Source organism: Moorena sp. SIO3A2 (assembly GCF_010672265.1).
GTDB classification, from domain to species: Bacteria; Cyanobacteriota; Cyanobacteriia; order Cyanobacteriales; family Coleofasciculaceae; genus Moorena; species Moorena producens.
This window is the reverse complement of the sequence record NZ_JAAHHC010000010.1, coordinates 23,703-39,916: the sequence shown is the minus strand read 5'-3', so window position 1 is coordinate 39,916 and position 16,214 is coordinate 23,703. Positions and strand designations below refer to the sequence as shown.

Annotated in this window: 17 protein-coding genes; 2 read left to right on the top strand and 15 right to left on the bottom strand. The window is 45.9% G+C overall.

Annotated elements, in window-relative coordinates:
- Positions 1 to 7 precede the first annotated feature (7 nt).
- The gene (locus F6K64_RS13280; protein WP_008184168.1) at positions 8 to 661 is read right to left on the bottom strand and encodes a phage tail protein I; all 654 of its coding nucleotides are present in this window, start codon (positions 659 to 661) and stop codon (positions 8 to 10) included.
- Between the two features lie 97 nt (positions 662 to 758).
- Here F6K64_RS13280 and F6K64_RS13275 point away from each other — a divergent pair, with 97 nt between their 5' ends.
- Positions 759 to 983 carry a hypothetical protein gene (locus F6K64_RS13275; RefSeq protein ID WP_008184162.1) on the top strand — a complete coding sequence of 75 codons (225 nt, stop codon included), beginning with the start codon at positions 759 to 761 and terminating at the stop codon, positions 981 to 983.
- On the opposite strand, the gene F6K64_RS13270 is transcribed toward F6K64_RS13275, so the two are convergent.
- The 13 genes from F6K64_RS13270 to F6K64_RS13215 form a co-directional block, all read right to left on the bottom strand.
- Positions 980 to 3,064, bottom strand: a complete 2,085-nt coding sequence (locus tag F6K64_RS13270) for a LamG-like jellyroll fold domain-containing protein (protein WP_287265559.1) — start codon at positions 3,062 to 3,064, stop codon at positions 980 to 982. The two genes, F6K64_RS13275 and F6K64_RS13270, sit on opposite strands and share 4 nt — an antisense overlap.
- A gap of 577 nt (positions 3,065 to 3,641) precedes the next feature.
- The gene (locus tag F6K64_RS13265) at positions 3,642 to 7,592 is read right to left on the bottom strand and encodes a putative baseplate assembly protein (RefSeq protein ID WP_287265558.1); all 3,951 of its coding nucleotides are present in this window, start codon (positions 7,590 to 7,592) and stop codon (positions 3,642 to 3,644) included.
- A gap of 96 nt (positions 7,593 to 7,688) precedes the next feature.
- A complete protein-coding gene (locus tag F6K64_RS13260) occupies positions 7,689 to 8,198 on the bottom strand; it encodes a hypothetical protein (protein ID WP_287265556.1) in 510 nt (169 codons plus the stop codon).
- A gap of 13 nt (positions 8,199 to 8,211) precedes the next feature.
- A complete protein-coding gene (locus tag F6K64_RS13255) occupies positions 8,212 to 8,604 on the bottom strand; it encodes a GPW/gp25 family protein (protein WP_008184152.1) in 393 nt (130 codons plus the stop codon).
- Positions 8,605 to 8,619: 15 nt separating this feature from the next.
- Positions 8,620 to 9,045 (bottom strand): PAAR domain-containing protein, encoded by a 426-nt coding sequence (locus F6K64_RS13250; RefSeq protein WP_008184150.1) that lies wholly within the window; start codon positions 9,043 to 9,045, stop codon positions 8,620 to 8,622.
- A gap of 388 nt (positions 9,046 to 9,433) precedes the next feature.
- Entirely contained in the window at positions 9,434 to 10,273 is an 840-nt protein-coding gene (locus F6K64_RS13245; protein WP_008184148.1) for a phage baseplate assembly protein V, read from the bottom strand.
- A 59-nt stretch (positions 10,274 to 10,332) separates the two neighbouring features.
- Positions 10,333 to 10,575 (bottom strand): hypothetical protein, encoded by a 243-nt coding sequence (locus F6K64_RS13240; protein ID WP_287265555.1) that lies wholly within the window; start codon positions 10,573 to 10,575, stop codon positions 10,333 to 10,335.
- A 22-nt stretch (positions 10,576 to 10,597) separates the two neighbouring features.
- The gene (locus F6K64_RS13235; RefSeq protein ID WP_008184145.1) at positions 10,598 to 11,671 is read right to left on the bottom strand and encodes a phage late control D family protein; all 1,074 of its coding nucleotides are present in this window, start codon (positions 11,669 to 11,671) and stop codon (positions 10,598 to 10,600) included.
- A gap of 8 nt (positions 11,672 to 11,679) precedes the next feature.
- Complete coding sequence (locus F6K64_RS13230; protein WP_008184143.1) at positions 11,680 to 12,531, bottom strand: CIS tube protein; 852 nt, start codon at positions 12,529 to 12,531, stop codon at positions 11,680 to 11,682.
- A complete protein-coding gene (locus F6K64_RS13225; RefSeq protein ID WP_008184141.1) occupies positions 12,522 to 13,925 on the bottom strand; it encodes a hypothetical protein in 1,404 nt (467 codons plus the stop codon). The genes F6K64_RS13230 and F6K64_RS13225 overlap by 10 nt, the downstream gene beginning before the upstream one ends.
- Positions 13,925 to 14,476 (bottom strand): phage tail protein, encoded by a 552-nt coding sequence (locus F6K64_RS13220; RefSeq protein ID WP_008184139.1) that lies wholly within the window; start codon positions 14,474 to 14,476, stop codon positions 13,925 to 13,927. The genes F6K64_RS13225 and F6K64_RS13220 overlap by 1 nt, the downstream gene beginning before the upstream one ends.
- Positions 14,477 to 14,818: 342 nt before the next feature.
- Positions 14,819 to 14,929: a DUF6760 family protein gene (locus F6K64_RS38210; protein ID WP_353737167.1), complete on the bottom strand. Its 111-nt coding sequence runs from the start codon at positions 14,927 to 14,929 to the stop codon at positions 14,819 to 14,821.
- Positions 14,930 to 14,982: 53 nt separating this feature from the next.
- Positions 14,983 to 15,345: a hypothetical protein gene (locus F6K64_RS13215; protein WP_044493148.1), complete on the bottom strand. Its 363-nt coding sequence runs from the start codon at positions 15,343 to 15,345 to the stop codon at positions 14,983 to 14,985.
- 53 nt (positions 15,346 to 15,398) lie between these two features.
- Here F6K64_RS13215 and F6K64_RS13210 point away from each other — a divergent pair, with 53 nt between their 5' ends.
- Positions 15,399 to 15,605: a hypothetical protein gene (locus F6K64_RS13210; protein WP_008184134.1), complete on the top strand. Its 207-nt coding sequence runs from the start codon at positions 15,399 to 15,401 to the stop codon at positions 15,603 to 15,605.
- A 108-nt stretch (positions 15,606 to 15,713) separates the two neighbouring features.
- On the opposite strand, the gene F6K64_RS13205 is transcribed toward F6K64_RS13210, so the two are convergent.
- Positions 15,714 to 16,172, bottom strand: a complete 459-nt coding sequence (locus tag F6K64_RS13205; RefSeq protein WP_008184132.1) for a phage tail protein — start codon at positions 16,170 to 16,172, stop codon at positions 15,714 to 15,716.
- Positions 16,173 to 16,214: the final 42 nt, after the last annotated feature.

The window sequence follows — 16,214 nt, the reverse complement described above, 5'->3', positions numbered from 1 at the left end:
CCCTTAGTTACGATATCGTTGTGGTGCCCAATAGTGTAGTCTCCCCAACGATGATGCCTGGTTTACTTTCAGTGGGCTGATTAATAATTTGCATACCGGGTATTAACACCCGCAAAGCATAAAAGGTGTGAGCTGGTTTCTCCTGATTCACAATTGCCTTAGCAATCTCTTCCTGACGTTGCAGCAGTTTAGGGTCTCGCTCGTTCAAGGTGATTGTCACCTGGAAGTAATGAGCAGGTTGTTCAAATTCGTAGATTTTGACCTCTTCTTGAGTGTAAAGTTCTAGCATTTGCTTCACTCCCGCCTTAGTCCCTCGTTGGCGATAGAGAGGCACAATATTGCTGATAAATCGGCGTTTAGTCTCCTCACTCCAATCATCTCGCAAACTTAAAGCCACCCAACTGGCCAGCCAAGGTATAAACTCAGTTGGTGCTATCTCTGACTCTACTGGTAAATCAGGATGATTATAGGGATTGAAGTAAGTAGGGATACGGTCAATGTACTCTTCTAGAGCCAACTGCTCAGGATTCGGATCATCAGTATCCCTGGGTAAAAAGCCACTCATTACCCGCTCCAACGCTAGCAGGAACCGACCAACAAAAGGGTCTTCCTGAAAGTTAGCTGGTAGATAGTTTAGATAGCTACTTGGGTTGTTGGACATAAGCGCGTTTGTATCTAGGTTTTAAACACACGAATTGTTGAAAAAGGGAATAGGGAATAGGGAATAGGGAATAGTGGGGAGATGGGGAGATGGGGAGATGGGGAGATGGGGAGATCACTTGCCTGTTCCCGATTCCCTATTCCATCCTGGGAGTTCCTTGAGGGCATCGGTGGGCATTGCCCATTTAATTGATCCGGGAACTGATCAAAGAGCTTCCGAGAGCAATGCCCACCCTACTACGATTCCACTCACTGTTCCCTACTCCCTACTCCCGATTCCCGATTCCCGATTCCCGATTCCCGATTCCCTGTTCCCTTACTAGCTAGTTAATTGCCATTGCTCCCCTATGTATTCCATGATTACTAAATTCAACTTTACGTTAAAGTCTACTAACTCATAGTTTTTAAGCTTAACTCTGATCAGCTCTTTTTCGATAAACTGGTAGGTGTCTTTCGGTTTACTGCGTTCCTCCCGCCAGGTTCCTAACTGAACCACCTTTGTACCTGTGGTTGGAGCTTGGCTGAGAGCTTGTTTGAGGGTAATTTTATTGCTGGAAAAATCAACAGTGTCAATTTCTCGATTTTCTGGATTGCTATTAGTAGGAATGATCCCAACCGTATCCCCCGCTGCCAATCCCGTTACTTGATTCACCTTGAACTCAAGGTTGGAGATAACTTCGGTAATCTCAAAACTAAGGGGACGGAAAACCATGGTACCTAGTCCATAAGCTTTATTTAAACCTGAAGACAAGGTCAATTGTTTTAGTCCTTCCTCAATACTACTAATAGTATAGTATTCCTGATCACTACTGCTGGGGTCTAGTTGAATAGTATCCCCTAGGTTAAAACCGGTGGTGTCTTGAACCGTAATCTGAGTCTGGGATCTTGAGCTTGCCTGAGTTAAAACAGTAGTGGTTAGCTCATGAGTATGAACCATGACATCCTCGACATAGTCCACTCCAGGGATGCGATCCAGTAATTGATATAGCTCCGAAACGTAAATACTCCTACCAAAAGGCCAACCCTGACCATCCCAATAAGACTGGGAATTAACTGGGTGGAAGAAAGCTTGTGCTTCCTGGTTTGCCTGGTCTTGAACCTGCTGGGCATTGCCCCCCGCCACTAGATAGAGTCGCGCCCAAACTCGCAAGGGTAGGTAGTCTGGGGTAACTACGTGATGGCGTACAGTCAGCAACCGCCGTTCATCCAAGAAAGACCATAAGCCTTGCAACAGTGAAGCAGTGATATTGGGTTGATACCAACTGGCTCCTTGGATAGTTCCATGATTTTGGTTAGCAGTCTTATCCTTAGCAATGCTACCAGAGCCTTCACCCAAATCCCAGCAACCAACTAATCCCTTTTCTGTACCTTTAAGAAAGTCATTCATCTCCTGTTTAATGTCTGCCTGCAAGCGGACTCCCTCCCAAATCCGCAATTGAGTAATTATGCCTTGGAAATAATTGCTTTGGTTACCTCGACAGCCAAGATAAAGGGATGAATTATTAATTGTATTATCTGAAGTGATATCTTCAGTAAAGCCTTCTAATTCTCCATCAAGATATAAGTACAGTGTTGAACTATCTTTTACAAAAGCAACGTGATGAAAGTTGTCATCATTAATCGCTTTGGTAGAACTAATGGTAGCAAAGTTAGTACCATCACTTCTAGTTACCTGTAATTTACCAGAGCGATTTTCATATCTAATCCCATAAGGAAAACCGCCAGAACCACTACCTTTTTCTAGGATACTATTATGGGTTTCTTGGGTTCTAGATTGTACTTTTTCAGGTCTGACCCAAAGTTCAATAGCAAAATCGTGATCGTTAGCAAAATTGAGTTGGTCTGAGTGAGGGATTTCTAGATAATCATCCTGGCCATCAAAGGAGAGCAAACTGTAGTTATCAGCCAACGTTTGAGGAACCACCAGCAAGCTAATGTTTCCTGGGGCTGGTTCTTCTCTGGCAGTTGGTTCACTCAAAGCCAGATTCTGCTGAGAAATGCATTTAGCCCTAGCGACTACCCCAAAAGGACCAAGAGCCTTAGCGGTTGGTGTTTCCTGCCAGTCTTGTAGTACCAGTTGTTCAAAGTCCTCACTACTGACTGCCCGGTAGCGTTGCCGCAAATCCACAATGGTTTGCTGCACTGCTGTCTCCAAATCCCCTTCCAGCTGCCACTGGGAACCATTAAGCAGCTTGAGAAACATTTGTGTGTTTTCATCTGGAATCTGATTAGTCCGGTAAATCACCATCTCCGTCAACCAAGCCAACATCTCGATCAGGATGATGCCAGGGTCAGTAGGATTGTGGTCAGTCCAATCAGGATACTCTTTCGGTATTAGAGACCGAGCCTCTTCCAAGAGGTCAGCATAAGTACGGTCATCTAGGTTAGGTAGTGGTAGTGGCATTTGTCATTAGTTGGTTGTGAGAATTTAGAATGTAGAATGTAGAATTTAGAATGTAGAATTTAGAATTTAGAATTTAGAATTTAGAATGGTGAAGGCAGAATGGTGAAGGCAGAATGGTGAAGGCAGAATGGTGAATGGTGAAGGCAGAATTTAGAAGTTAGAATGGTGAAGGCAGAAGGCACAAGGCACAAGGCACAAGGCAGAAGGCAGAAGGCAGAAGGCAGAAGGCACAAGGCAGAAGGCACAAGGCACAAGGCACAAGGCACAAGGCACAAGGCACAAGGCAGAATGGTGAATGGTGAATGGTGAATGGTGAATGGTGAATTCTAACTTCTAACTTCACCATTTTAACTTCTAACTTCACCATTTTAACTTCTAACTTCACCATTTTAACTTCTAACTTCACCATTTTAACTTCTAACTTCACCATTCTTAATTCTACATTATTAATTCTACATTCTTAATTCTACATTCTTAATTCTTAATTCTACATTCTTAATTCTTAATTCTACATTCTTAATTCTTAATTCTACATTCTTAATTCTACATTCTTAATTCTTAATTCTACATTCTTAATTCAATAAGACTGACCCAAACTAATCTGATGTTCACCGGAATAGATTAGGAATCGGTTGCTTTGTTCCTCAGGTATCTCGCCTAGGTCAATGGAGAGATAGTTAACATAATTCACACCTGGGACGGATTCGATTAACCGATACAGGTCTGATTTATGGGGTTGACGACCAAAAGGCCAGCCTTGACCATCCACGCCACCAGTCAGGGGATGTAAAAAGTGGTTCAGGGCATCGTTGACCCCAATTACAACTTCTTCGGCAAGGTCTAAGGAGAGGGGTACAACCTCAGCTGTGACTGTAACTTCTACCCAATAGGGTCCCGTCACTCGCAGGTCTAGGGTGGGGGCACAGCGAGCCAGGATGTATTCTTCTACTAAGTCGAGCAAACCAAGACTGGGAGTAGGTTGCCGTGCTGAAGAATCCGGTAGAATAATCAGTTCCACTTGACCGACATCGTCTCTGTCTAGATAAGGGCTATTGTCAGCATGGTCACTTGTGGTCTTGGGGGGTAGGTTGAAATTTCCTGTCAGAGAACCATCAGGATACTCGATGGTGACATCACCGCTAACGTTAACATCGCCCAAGTTGACCATAGTCACGTACCATTCGCTTCCAAGACTGAATTGGCTGGGTGTGACTGGGTAACTCAGTTCGCGTCCGCTAGCTTCCTCGGTAAAGATTTTTTCCTCATAGGCTATGGTCTGTCCTGGACCATTAATCTTGACCTGTAGCTGATAGCTGGTTGGGGGATTATTACCCTGGGACCATAAACTGACCGTGATCGTCCCTGATTGCTCCAACGGCAGGTAGTAGTTTGGCAACCACTGTAAGTCTTTTGGGTTAAATTCAGGAGTAATTGCCCATGCCCTAGCTACATCGGTAGATGCTTGGTAGACCAAATCCTCAATGTCTTCGGCAGTTACAGCTTTGTACCGATGGCGCAATGTCTTCGGCCCTTGTTCCTTCACCCACTCTAGAGACTCCTGATCGGCTCCACCACTAGCAGCTTCTAGGTTAGTGACACTATCTACATAAGGCACTGTGGTCTTGAGTTCGGTGATAGTCTCAGCTGCTTTATTACCCTGTTTACCACCACCAGTGCGGTAGTAAACCATACGGATATTGTTGCTACCTAGGGGTGGTATCCTTCCCTGTTGGTTGTTGCCAAAGCTTACTTCTCCCGTCAGGTGATTGAGAACATAGTGACGGTCTTCCGGTCCGGAACCATAGAAATCTGATACTTCTTGCCAAACTACCCACACCTCCTCTTGTAGATCCGTTTCTTCCTCTTCCTGGACCTCTAGTTGTTGACCGTCTAACACAGGAAATTGGAGGGTGGAGAAGGTCTGATTGGGATTCCCATTACTCGAACCAAGGATTTCATTCTCAATGGTGGTTGCCTGGGTTGCCCAAGTTGTATTCAGCAGCAACCGCCGTAGTCGGGGTGGCACTCTAAAATCACCCCCTTGCCAGCGAATTCGCAGCCAATATAATTCTTTACCAAATTCTGATTGCTTTGTCAAGTCAGTTGGTCCAATAAACTGGACTAAACCCGGTTGACTCATGGCAGCGGTTTCATCAGCTTCCACGCCTAAACGCATCCAACGGTCAGGACTGGTATATTCAGGGCTGGAATATTCTCCTACTACCACTGCTGGCTGAGTTATGGTAGGACTTGTGGCCAATTCCCCTGGTGCTGGGGGTTCTACCTGGGCATAGATAGTGGTGGAGCGGTTGGCGAAGGGGGCGTCAAAGCCTAGGTAAAGGGTGGGTCTCAGGTCTTGAGTGGGAGTAAAAGCCTCAAAGGGGGAGCCATCTTGGTTAGCTTGAGTGGTGCAATCTACATAAGTGAAATCATTGTAGGTCAAGCAAGCTGAGAGAGGGGAATCACCTGAGTTGTAGCTATAGCTTAGGGTGAGGGATTTTAGCACTGGTGGAGCTAAAGCTGAGGCTGGTAGGAGTACCACACTCGTTTCCACTGGATGAGATTGAGTGAGGTTGCTCGTCAGGGTGAGGGTATTCTCGTTGAAATTGATACTAGCAATCTCCAAGTCTTCCTGCTTGTCAGTACCTGGATCAATCCGAATGCGATCGCTAGGCAAAAAACCTCTGACACTATCTACCTTGATGGTGTTGATACCACTGCTGACCTCTTGTTCAAAAAGTTCCACCGTTGCTCCACTGGCATGGTCGGAATAGATAGTATTGGTCAGAGTTAGGGTATTAGAGCTAATACTACTAATTTGCGCATATTCCGGTTGACTAGTGTCTGCCCCAATCAGAATAGAGTCATTATCTTGAAAGCCACTAGCGCTACTGACCTGTAGGGTATTGGCTCCACTGCTGACAGCTTGAGTGAGTGTGGTGCTAATGGCACGAGATGGCTGGAGTGTGGTACTGGTTTCTTCTGCGGTAGCTTCCTCAGTACCATAATTACCCGTGATAATCCGAGCACGAAGCCAATAATTACTTTCCCCATTTACTGGCTGGGGTCCCATCTGGTCAGGGAGGGTGAAAGTAAATGCACCGCCAATAGTGAAGTTGGCAGCAGACAGACCAGAACTATTATGTTTAACTATCTCCCAAGTACTACCATTCCAGACTTCCCAGCGGACTTCCACACCCCCAGTGGTATTAACCGGTGGAGCATCACTACTTAAAACCAAATCAACGGTAACTTCAGCTCCAGGTTTGGATAAAACCTCCTGACTAGCCAGATAAAAGGTATCGTTGAAACCAGGTTCCTCACCAAAGGGATAGAAATCTTTGCTCAGATCCAGTTCATCGGTATCGAAAAAGCACAACTCTGGTGCTACATCACTGCCATTAATCTGCACACTGGCACTAATGTGATTGATCTGTGGCAATAACTGAGGTGGAGGTAAAGGAGTATTGGTAAGCTGAGCTTTAAGCCAGGCAGCATTGATCCCATTAATACTCTCCTGACTGGGGACTGGCAGATTCTCAATGGACACTTCCCACTCACTGTCACCTGAATTAGTCAAGCTTGGGAAGGACTTGCTAATTTGGTTCTGGTCGTCAATGTCTAGACGGGCCAAACGGATATGACTATTCGCTGGTTTGCTAGTATCGGTCTCAGCAATCAGTTCCACCACTGGTTCTGAGTCACTGTAGGAAATTACTACTAGCCTAGTTTGATTGGTGTTGCTGCTCAGGTCAAGGTCATATTTTTCAAGGAGATTAATCTCTCGACCTTGGTAATCTATCGCCTTTCCAGGTTGGACGATAACTTCACCATAGCCAATTTCAACCTCTAAGCCCTCAATAATTCCTAGTATTGGTTTCCAGAGCTCACCATTCCAGTAAGACCAAGTGATTGGTACTGCTGCTAACCCAACTGCATTAGGAGAGTCAATGGTTAGGGTGAGAGTTTTCGATTCAGGTAAGGTGAGCAGATCGTCACAAGCCAAATAGAGGGAATGTTCGATGGGCTGATCCCCTGCAAAGGTTAGAAAAGCAGCATCTTCTTGACCCGTTGCTTGCTGAGTGCGATCGCTATAGCGGTCTTGTTCTGGTTCCCGCACAAACACTGCTTGCAGCTGCACATTGGTCAAGGCTAAATCACGCTCGGTCTCGAAAATGACCTCTTCTTCCTCTCCTTCTGTGGGCGGTGCTGCCACCTCCGTCTGAGCAGGAACCAAGGCTTCTGTGCTACCAGTTGCCAAATAAAAGGTCAAGGGTACTCGCGCTGGTCTAGGTGGTCCAATGCTAGTGCCAATCAAATCCAGAAAGGCGAGGAAGTTTTTATCCGGGACTTGATTGATGCGATCGCTGACAATCGTTGCCAGATGACCAAAAATACGAATTAGTGACCGACCACCATCCGGCTTGTTATCTGCCAAAGGACGCCAGTCTGTGAACGCCTTAGCGCACGCCTCCGTATAGGTAACGATGTCTTCATAGCTACGTTGATCAATCTTTGGAGCTTGCATAAGAAATTAGGGAGTAGGGAGTAGGGAGTAGGGAGTAGGGAACAGGGAACAGGGAACAGGGAACAGTAGATGTAGGGTGGGCAGTGCATCATGGGATTAATTTGATTGCGATCGCATTTGTTGGCACTGCCCACCTAGGGAACAGATGTAGGGTGGGCAGTGCATCATGGCATTAATTTGAATGCGATCGCGTTTTGTGGCACTGCCCACCCGAAGATTAATTTGGTTGCGATCGCATTCTGTGGCACACCCCACCATTTGATTAATCACAAGTTGATCTAGATGTAGGGTGGGCAGTGCTTGAGACTGATTAATTTGAATGCGATCGCGTTTTGTGGCACTGCCCACCCGAAAATTAACCGAGTGATTAATTTGGTTGCGATCGCATTCTGTGGCACACCCCACCATTTGATTAATCACAAGTTGATCTAGATGTAGGGTGGGCAGTGCTTGAGACTGATTAATTTGAATGCGATCGCGTTTTGTGGCACTGCCCACCCGAAGATTAACCGAGTGATTAATTTGAATGCGATCGCATTCTGTGGCACACCCCACACCCCACACCCCACACCCCACACCCCACACCCCACACCCTACACCCCACACCCCACACTCCAAATTAATAATCTAAATAGAATGGATAAACTAAATTAAAGCGATTATTAGTACGGCGCACTTGGTAGTTAATTTCTATCAGGAGACGATTAAATTGGGTCTCATCCGGGTAGACACCTACATCTAGAACTTCAATGCGCGGTTCCCACTGGGTCAAGGCTCGGCGTACCTCCACTGTTAATTGTCCAGCTGTCCCAGCGCTGTTGCTGGCAAATACTAAATCATGAATACCGCAGCCAAAATCCGGGCGCATCAGTCGTTCTCCTGGAGAAGTACTCAGAATCATCCAAATCGACTGGCGGACACTATCCTCATATTGGGCCATTTCGATTTGTTTATTTTCGTCGAGTACTACGGGGAAATTCCATCCCACTCCGAGAAAATCAGTAGTCGTCATGGTTACATCTCCTTATCAACCGCCAATAAATACCTTCGTCGGCTTACCAGGCCCAGGGGATACTGTGCCGTGGGGAGGGGGTAATTCACTACAGGTCTTAACTGGGTCACCAATGCGCGCCACTGGTTTACCCTCAATTTTCACAGAAGAACTACCCTTAGTAATTTCAGCTGTTTTGTTAGGTTCCTTGACAAACTTGATTGGTGACGTTCCCGGTGGCGGTATCGGTGGGTGTACCTGGGTTTTTCCCTGGCTGCCCTTTAAGGCCACCAATTTACCACCAATCTTGACCTTTTTACTCAACTTTTGCTCGAATTTTCCTTGGAAAGGAATTGGCATTGGCGCTACAATAGGCGGCGCAGGAGCAGGTGGTTGACCCTGGACTTGGTGCGTACAAGATGTCACCACTAAATCGCCTTTTCTGGCTGCCGGTTTACCCATGATTTTTCATACTCCATAAAACTTAAATAACAGCGGTCAGCTTTCAGCTTTCAGCGGTCAGTGGTCAGTGGTCAGTGGTCAGTGGTCAGTGGTCAGCGGTCAGTGGTCAGTGGTCAGTGGTCAGCGGTCAGCAGTCAGCGGTCAGCTGTTAGGTTATAGCACTTGACATTTATAAAAGCAGCAAAAGCTATTATATTCAGCTATTGCCTATTGCCTTGCGCTATATTTTATTCAAAAGCACCTCAAGTAGAGTGGCACAAGCTTCGACGCTGTGAAGTTAAGGTATAAGCTAATAGCTGATTGCTGAAAGCTGATTGCTGAAAGCTGATTCCTGAAAGCTGATTCCTGAAAGCTGATTGCTGAAAGCTGATTCCTGAAAGCTGATTGCTTAATTAATTGATACCGTATTACCGGTAATCTTCACGTCTTTACTAGCTTTAAAATGCATCCCCTTCTTAGTTTCAATTTTGCTACCATTAGCATCAACTTTAAATGACTTATCTGTCTTCATATCCAGGTTATTCTTGGCAGTAATTTTGATATCTTCCTCGGAAATAATTTCGATCCCCTTACCACCAAGTTTAAGTTTACCTTCCTTAGACTCAATGGTAATTGAATTGTCTTTGGTATTAATAATGATACTATTCTTGCCAGTTTTATCAATCACCTCAATTTTTTCTTTACCTTTAGTATCATCTAAGCGAATAGCATGACCACTTTGAGCAATTACTTCAATTTTACCTTTTTCCTTAGTATCATCTAAACGGATAGTATGTTTATTATGGGAAATAACCTCAACTTTTTCTTCATCCTTAGTATCATCTAAGCGAATAATATGACCACTACGGGATTTTATTGTACGCTTATTAATAGTCTTTTTTTTACTATCTTCTTTGTCTTTTTCAGGAGACTCAGGGGGTTGATCTTTGCCATTCCATAACCCCCCTAGGATATAGGGAAAATTGATATCACCTTGTTCAAAAGCTACCAGCACCTCATCGTTAACTTCCGGCAAAAAGTAAATACCACGGTCATTACCAGCCATGGGAGTTAACACCCTAGCCCAATAGCTTTCATCATCATCTGAGAGCCAAGGAAACTTGACCTTGACTCGGCCTAAGTTTTCCTCATCGCCATTGTTAGTCACTATTCCCATAGTCACCCCATAGAAACGACCTCGTATTTCAGGGGGACCTAGCAAATTAGTTAGTAAATCGATGCTTGTCATAATTGATAGTTTGTTAAGTAGATAGTTATGGGTTTTATAGGGAATCGGAAATTTAGAATTTAGAATGCGCGAATTGAGAATCGGGAATCGGGAATCGGGAATCGGGAGTCGGGAATCGGGAATTTAGAATGCGCGAATTTAGAATTTAGAATCGGGAATCGGGAATCGGGAGTCGGGAATCGGGAATCGGGAATCGGGAACAGGGAATAGTGAAAAAATCCTGTGTACCTGATTAGACTAGAAACCGCTATACTTTCGTGATCTCCCACACTCCCCATCTCCCCACCTCCCCACCTCCCCATCTCCCCATCTCCCTATAAAAGATCATGATGTCCCATTCCTCCTAACCTTAAATGCTGTGCGATAACCTCGTTTATGGGAATAGGTATGGGTGGTGGAGGTCACATAGTAGTCACCACTAAACTGTTTGCCCACCCCTTGGATAGTAATAACGGTACCTGCTCGCAAGTCAGAGCGTCCGACACACAAGCCCTCCCCACTGATGTATTCCAGAGCCATGTTATTAAATCCCCCCTGAGCGATTTGCTCAGCTTCTTCTCTACTAAACACAGGGCGATACAAACGTTCGCTGGTTTTTTTTCGACTACCCAAAGCCGGATCTACAGCCTTAGCACCGCTTTTGTTAGTACTAAAACCAGGGTTGGATCGCCCAATGAAGGCTTTCTTGTCCTTCGGGTTCCAACCGCGCACCTCCACCTGTCCCACCTGGGTCAAGCTGGTCAGTCGGGAAGAAAAACTGAGCAGATCCTTTCGTTGAACTAGAGTCAACACTGACTTGGATTTATCCTGATGGGGCTGAAAATATAATGTTTTATCTTGAACCACAACCTCATAACCAAGTCGTTGAGCACGGGTCTGAAGAAACTCCATATCTGTTTGGTTATGCTGTAGTACATAGTCCAAAACCAGCTTTGTGGTTACTCCCCCATACTTTAGACCCGCTTTTTTGGCAATATCTCTAGCGATATCGCTGTCTTTCTTTTTAGTAAACGAGCGAGTGTTGTAACCCCGAAGCAATCGATGACTGTAGTCGTAGCCCCGCACTGTCAACAGAGGAATTTCCCCATGGGCAAATTCTGGTTCCAGACCGGTGATCTGACCCATCATCAATTTTTGCAGTTTCCCTCCACTACCCCCGTAGCCCATAAAAATCGTTACCTCATTGCCTAGCTTAAACAGTTGCGGATCAATCCACTCCTGATTTTCTTGATCCCAGTTGGCAAGCTTGATCGTAAACATAGTGGGAGTACTAACGTTTTCATCCACAATTACTGCCATCACATCAGACCGCAACTGTTGTCCCCTGATCAGAATTCTGAAGCCAGGGACTGAGGTAGCGATGCTATTGGTACTAGCTTGAGGAGGTGTCGAGAGCATGGTTAATTTTAGGTTAGATTAAGTACCGGGATGGTCAGAACTTGACCTGGTGTCAGGTTACGGGGATTAGTAATCCCATTAGCCTTGGCAATCTCTCGCCAGAAGCTCGGGTCATTATATTCAACACCCGCAATGCTGCTCAGGGTTTCTCCACGTCGGACAACATGGATCGGGTCGTCATCCCGTGCTAGAGAACTGGGCTTTTCCCGTTCCTCATCCTCTTCAGGGATGAACTGCTGGAAAGTACAGTTGAGAGCGGCCCTGACTGGCATCCCATTAGGGGTAAACATAGTAAAGCGCTGGGTTAGTTGTCCGAGATACCCCTTAAAAATCAGGTTAAATGCCCCCCACCACAGTTCACATACAGGGGGGCGTTTTAAATCAGAGTCAATCAGAGTCAACTCAAAAATCTTATTCGTATACTCTCGAACATCTACGGCATTGGGTGCTGATAATCCATACACACCAGTTAAAGATGAAGCCGCTGTTGCCGCTCCCGATGCAACTCGTTTGAGGGGAGAGCTGCCGCCCCCGGATATACTCTCAGGTAGTCCCTCGTAGGTGTCAAAAAACAGGTCGAGAGTCAGGGTTGCTGGATCCCCACCAATAAATTTAGTATCACCGCGATCGCGGTTTTTGAGAGTTTCATGACGCCATTGGGTTGTCTTGGTAATTTGAATTTCATTAGGATTGAATAGAGGCATTGGTTTGTTTTCTGGAAAAACCATCTGCCATCTTTTTCCTGGCTGCTCCTTGAGGATGGTTAATTTATCTAACTCTGCGCCGAAGAGGCTACTTGTTAATCCTTTGGTTTGGTTTAGTGTTTTTTGGGCTAGATTCTTAAACCCTGTTAATGCCATTGTGTTAATCCCCTCCGCTCACTTTCTATGGTCAGATGCTGCATCAGTTTATGGTGTACTTTGTCTACTAGTTCATCAACATCAATGTCCTCCACAGACTGATTATTTGTGGTAGCGGCTGAAGTATTTTCTGATGCTTTCTGAATCACGGTATTTGCCTGTAACCTAGTAGTTGATACAGGTGTTGATACTGATGCACCGTTGACAGATGGCATTCTTTGGATAACTCCAGAGCCATTATGAGCCATAGATGGGCCACTACTAACTCCTAGTCCGTTGCCAGAAACTGACGTTCTATTGACCCCAGAGGCAGAAAAAATCAGGGGAGCAGATAATTGATAACCATCTTTTCCTGAAATTTCTCTAACCACTGGTCGCTCCGGGGAGCGTTGAATCAGTGGCTGGTTTCCTTCGGATGGGCTCTTGACTATCTCTTTGATCACTGGTCGCTCGGGGGTGGGTTGAATCAGTGGCTGGTTTCCCTGGGATGGGCTGTTGACTATCTCCTTGATCACTGGTCGCTCCGGAGTGCGTTGAATCAGTGGCTGGTTTCCCTGGGATGGGCTAGAAACTATCTCTTTAATTAGCGATCGCTTTGGGGAGCGTTGAATCACTGGCGACTGGGTCAGGTTTCCGGAACTGCCTAGCGATCGCTTAGACTGTAAAGTAGTTTTCTGATAGTGTTTGTCTAAATTCTTGTCCACTGTTCCCTGTTCCCTGTTCCCTGTTCCCGACTTCTGCAAGAAGTCTATGGGTTTGGCTTGCACAACTGGCCAGGATAAGTCAGAGGATAGTCTAGTTTCCCTAGACGATTCAAGACCAGAAACTAGGGGTTTGTTATCAGAATCTACTCTCCGGGAATTCCTCTTAGTGGAGTTGACAAATTTTGCCTGGACAATTAATGGTTTTGTCCCAGATTTGCCCCTTTCAGAGGGGATTGAACTTGAAGTTTGGGGTGTAGGGTTTTCTGTAGATTTCTGGGAATTTGACCCTGTACTTTTTTGTACTGAGGTTTCTTTTTCCACCTGAAATCTAGTTGATCTCAAAGGTAGTTCTTCTCCTGTTACTTTAGTTCCAGAGGCCACATTGGTAGAGGTAATTGGAGAAGTAACATGTCCCGTCTCTACCGGTTCTGCTGCTGGCCGGATTGGCTGAGCATAGACGATAGGAACTGCTTCTGCTGATTGACCCTCTAACCGATGCTGGCGTTGAATCAACTTAGCCATTAAGGGCAGTTGGTTGGTCATCCCTTGGACCCGGGAGATAATTGACCCTGCGACTTGAGTACCAATCACACCAGGGCTGACGATTGGGCGCAGAAGTCGCCTCGTCAGTTGTGGGTTGAGACTCTCTGACCAAGTCTGATTGTTACTGACCTGAGGTTGAGATGCCATCACAATGCTCCCGCTAGTCCAGCAACGGCTCGTCCTCCAGATAGTGCTTGACTCAGAAGTGGTTTGCTAATCCCCTTGTGAATTAACTCAATGGTCTCGAAAGCAATTTCATTGCTGCTGGCATTAAACTCTGGACCAGTCCACTTCACTGGCAAAGCCTGCTTGAAATTCCAATACATGGCTGGTATCTGTTGGCGGTCTAGCAGCATAATTGTGCCGTTCTTGCGCCGAATTACACCCCGGCTAGTGGCCTGATACCAAGTCCACAAACTGTCAATACCTGTCAAACCATGTTTGAGGGTCAAATTCGGATATTTGGTTCGACCTAGTAGCTGATGAACGTACCGATTCTGACCTCCCTCAGGACGCTCCTCTAGTTCAATCTCACTTTCTAGACCCCTGACTTCGATAAACCCACCAGTCACTAACCCCTCAATTTCAATCAGGAAGTTAAAGCCTTGGTAGGGATCAAGGCGAGCTCCCAACGCCCCAGTTACTCCAGCGTAAGCCGCGTTTGCTCCTAAAGGCACAACCGATGCTAAACTTGCCATCATTCACTCCTACAATTCAAGTTTAAAATTTACCTGTCAAGGTAGGGAACAGGAAATAGGGAACAGGGAACAGTGATAAGATTTGACTTTTTAAGTACTGAAATTGATTGTTATCACTGCCGTTATTAAGTTTTTTTGTACTGGTGCCAGATCTTAGTCCCTCACGCTTCGGCGCGATTGCGACTAGCAAATGAGGTACACATAATTGTTTCACTGCTCCCTGCTCCGAAGTCCCTGCTCCGAAGTCCCTATTCCCTATTTTCTATTCCCTATTCCCTATTCCCTATTACCTATTACCCATTACCCATTACCCATTACCCATTACCCATTACCCATTACCCATTACCCAATTATCTGCTCATTCAACTTCTCATTAATACTTGCCACTTGTGCCACCCAGCGCTGTCTTTCTTGATGATCCAGACTCATAATCTGGTCGTAGGACCAGTGCAAGTGATAAGCAATATAGGCTACCTCCTCTAACAGCCTCTCGGAGGGGTAGCAAGTTACTCCCCCAACGTAGCAGTCTCCACTTCAAACTCTCCTTGACAATGAGGACAAGAAACTAAAAGGCGGCTGTGACCATTTTGGTTAATCCGTTGATAGAGGTCTTGCAGATAGGCTAAGTCAGCCGAGAATAGACCCTCAATCATGACGGGATTGATATAGTCTAAGCTGCCCAGACGAGTGATCACCCGCGACAGCAGGATAATCACCAAGTAACCTGGATTAGCCTGAACCCTAGGGTCTTTTAAGGGCATAATCTCATCGTAGGCTGTGGACATCCGCATCATGCCTTCTTGATGGAGATTACCCTCCGAATCTACGTAGCCCTGGGGTAGGGTAAAAGGAAACTCTGTCTGCATTATCTTGTGGGGAATTTAGAATTGAGAATTTAGAATTTAGAATTGGGAATCGGGAATTGGGAATCGGGAATCGGGAGTCGGGAATCGGGAGTCGGGAGTCGGGAATTGAGAATTTAGAATTTAGAATTGGGAATCGGGAATCGGAACCCACCCCTAACCCCTCCCAGGAGGGGAACGGGAATTGGGAATTGGGAATTGGGAATTGGCAGTTGGTAACAGGTGTAGGTTGCTTGCAGCAAAGCGCGGAATCTAACGAAACCTAATTGACACTCCCGACTCCCGACTCCCTACTCCCTACACCCTACACCCTACACCCTACACCCTACACCCTACACCCTACACCCTACACCCTACACCCTACACCCTATTCCCTACTGCCATTTACCGTTTTCTACGGTAACCCCTTCGTGGACAATTTCGAGGGTTTCAATGGCTAATTCATTGGAAGTAGCATCAAGGCTTGGGCCTGTCCACTTAACTGGCCAACAGTTGATCAGGTTCCAGCGCACTTTTTCATTTCCGGCATCATCCCAGAGGACGATAGACATATTTTTGCGATACTCGGAGGGGTCTTTCGCGGTTGCTACCTTGGTTCGCCAGTCCCATAATTCCCTGTCATCAGTAATGCCGCGACTGAGAGTGACTTGGGAGAGGGTGAGCATACCAGGGATTTGGCGCATATTCAGCATTCTATCGGTACCCTCTCGATAGGTGCTAATTTCCTGAGTGGTGTCTATCCCTGAGCAGCTTCTGAAACCGGCGCGGGTGATACCATCGATTTCTACTTTGAAGTTGTAACCTCTGTATGGATCTTTTCGAGAAAATACCATCGTCAAAAACCTCCTAATATCCTAATAATTGCTGTTGACTGT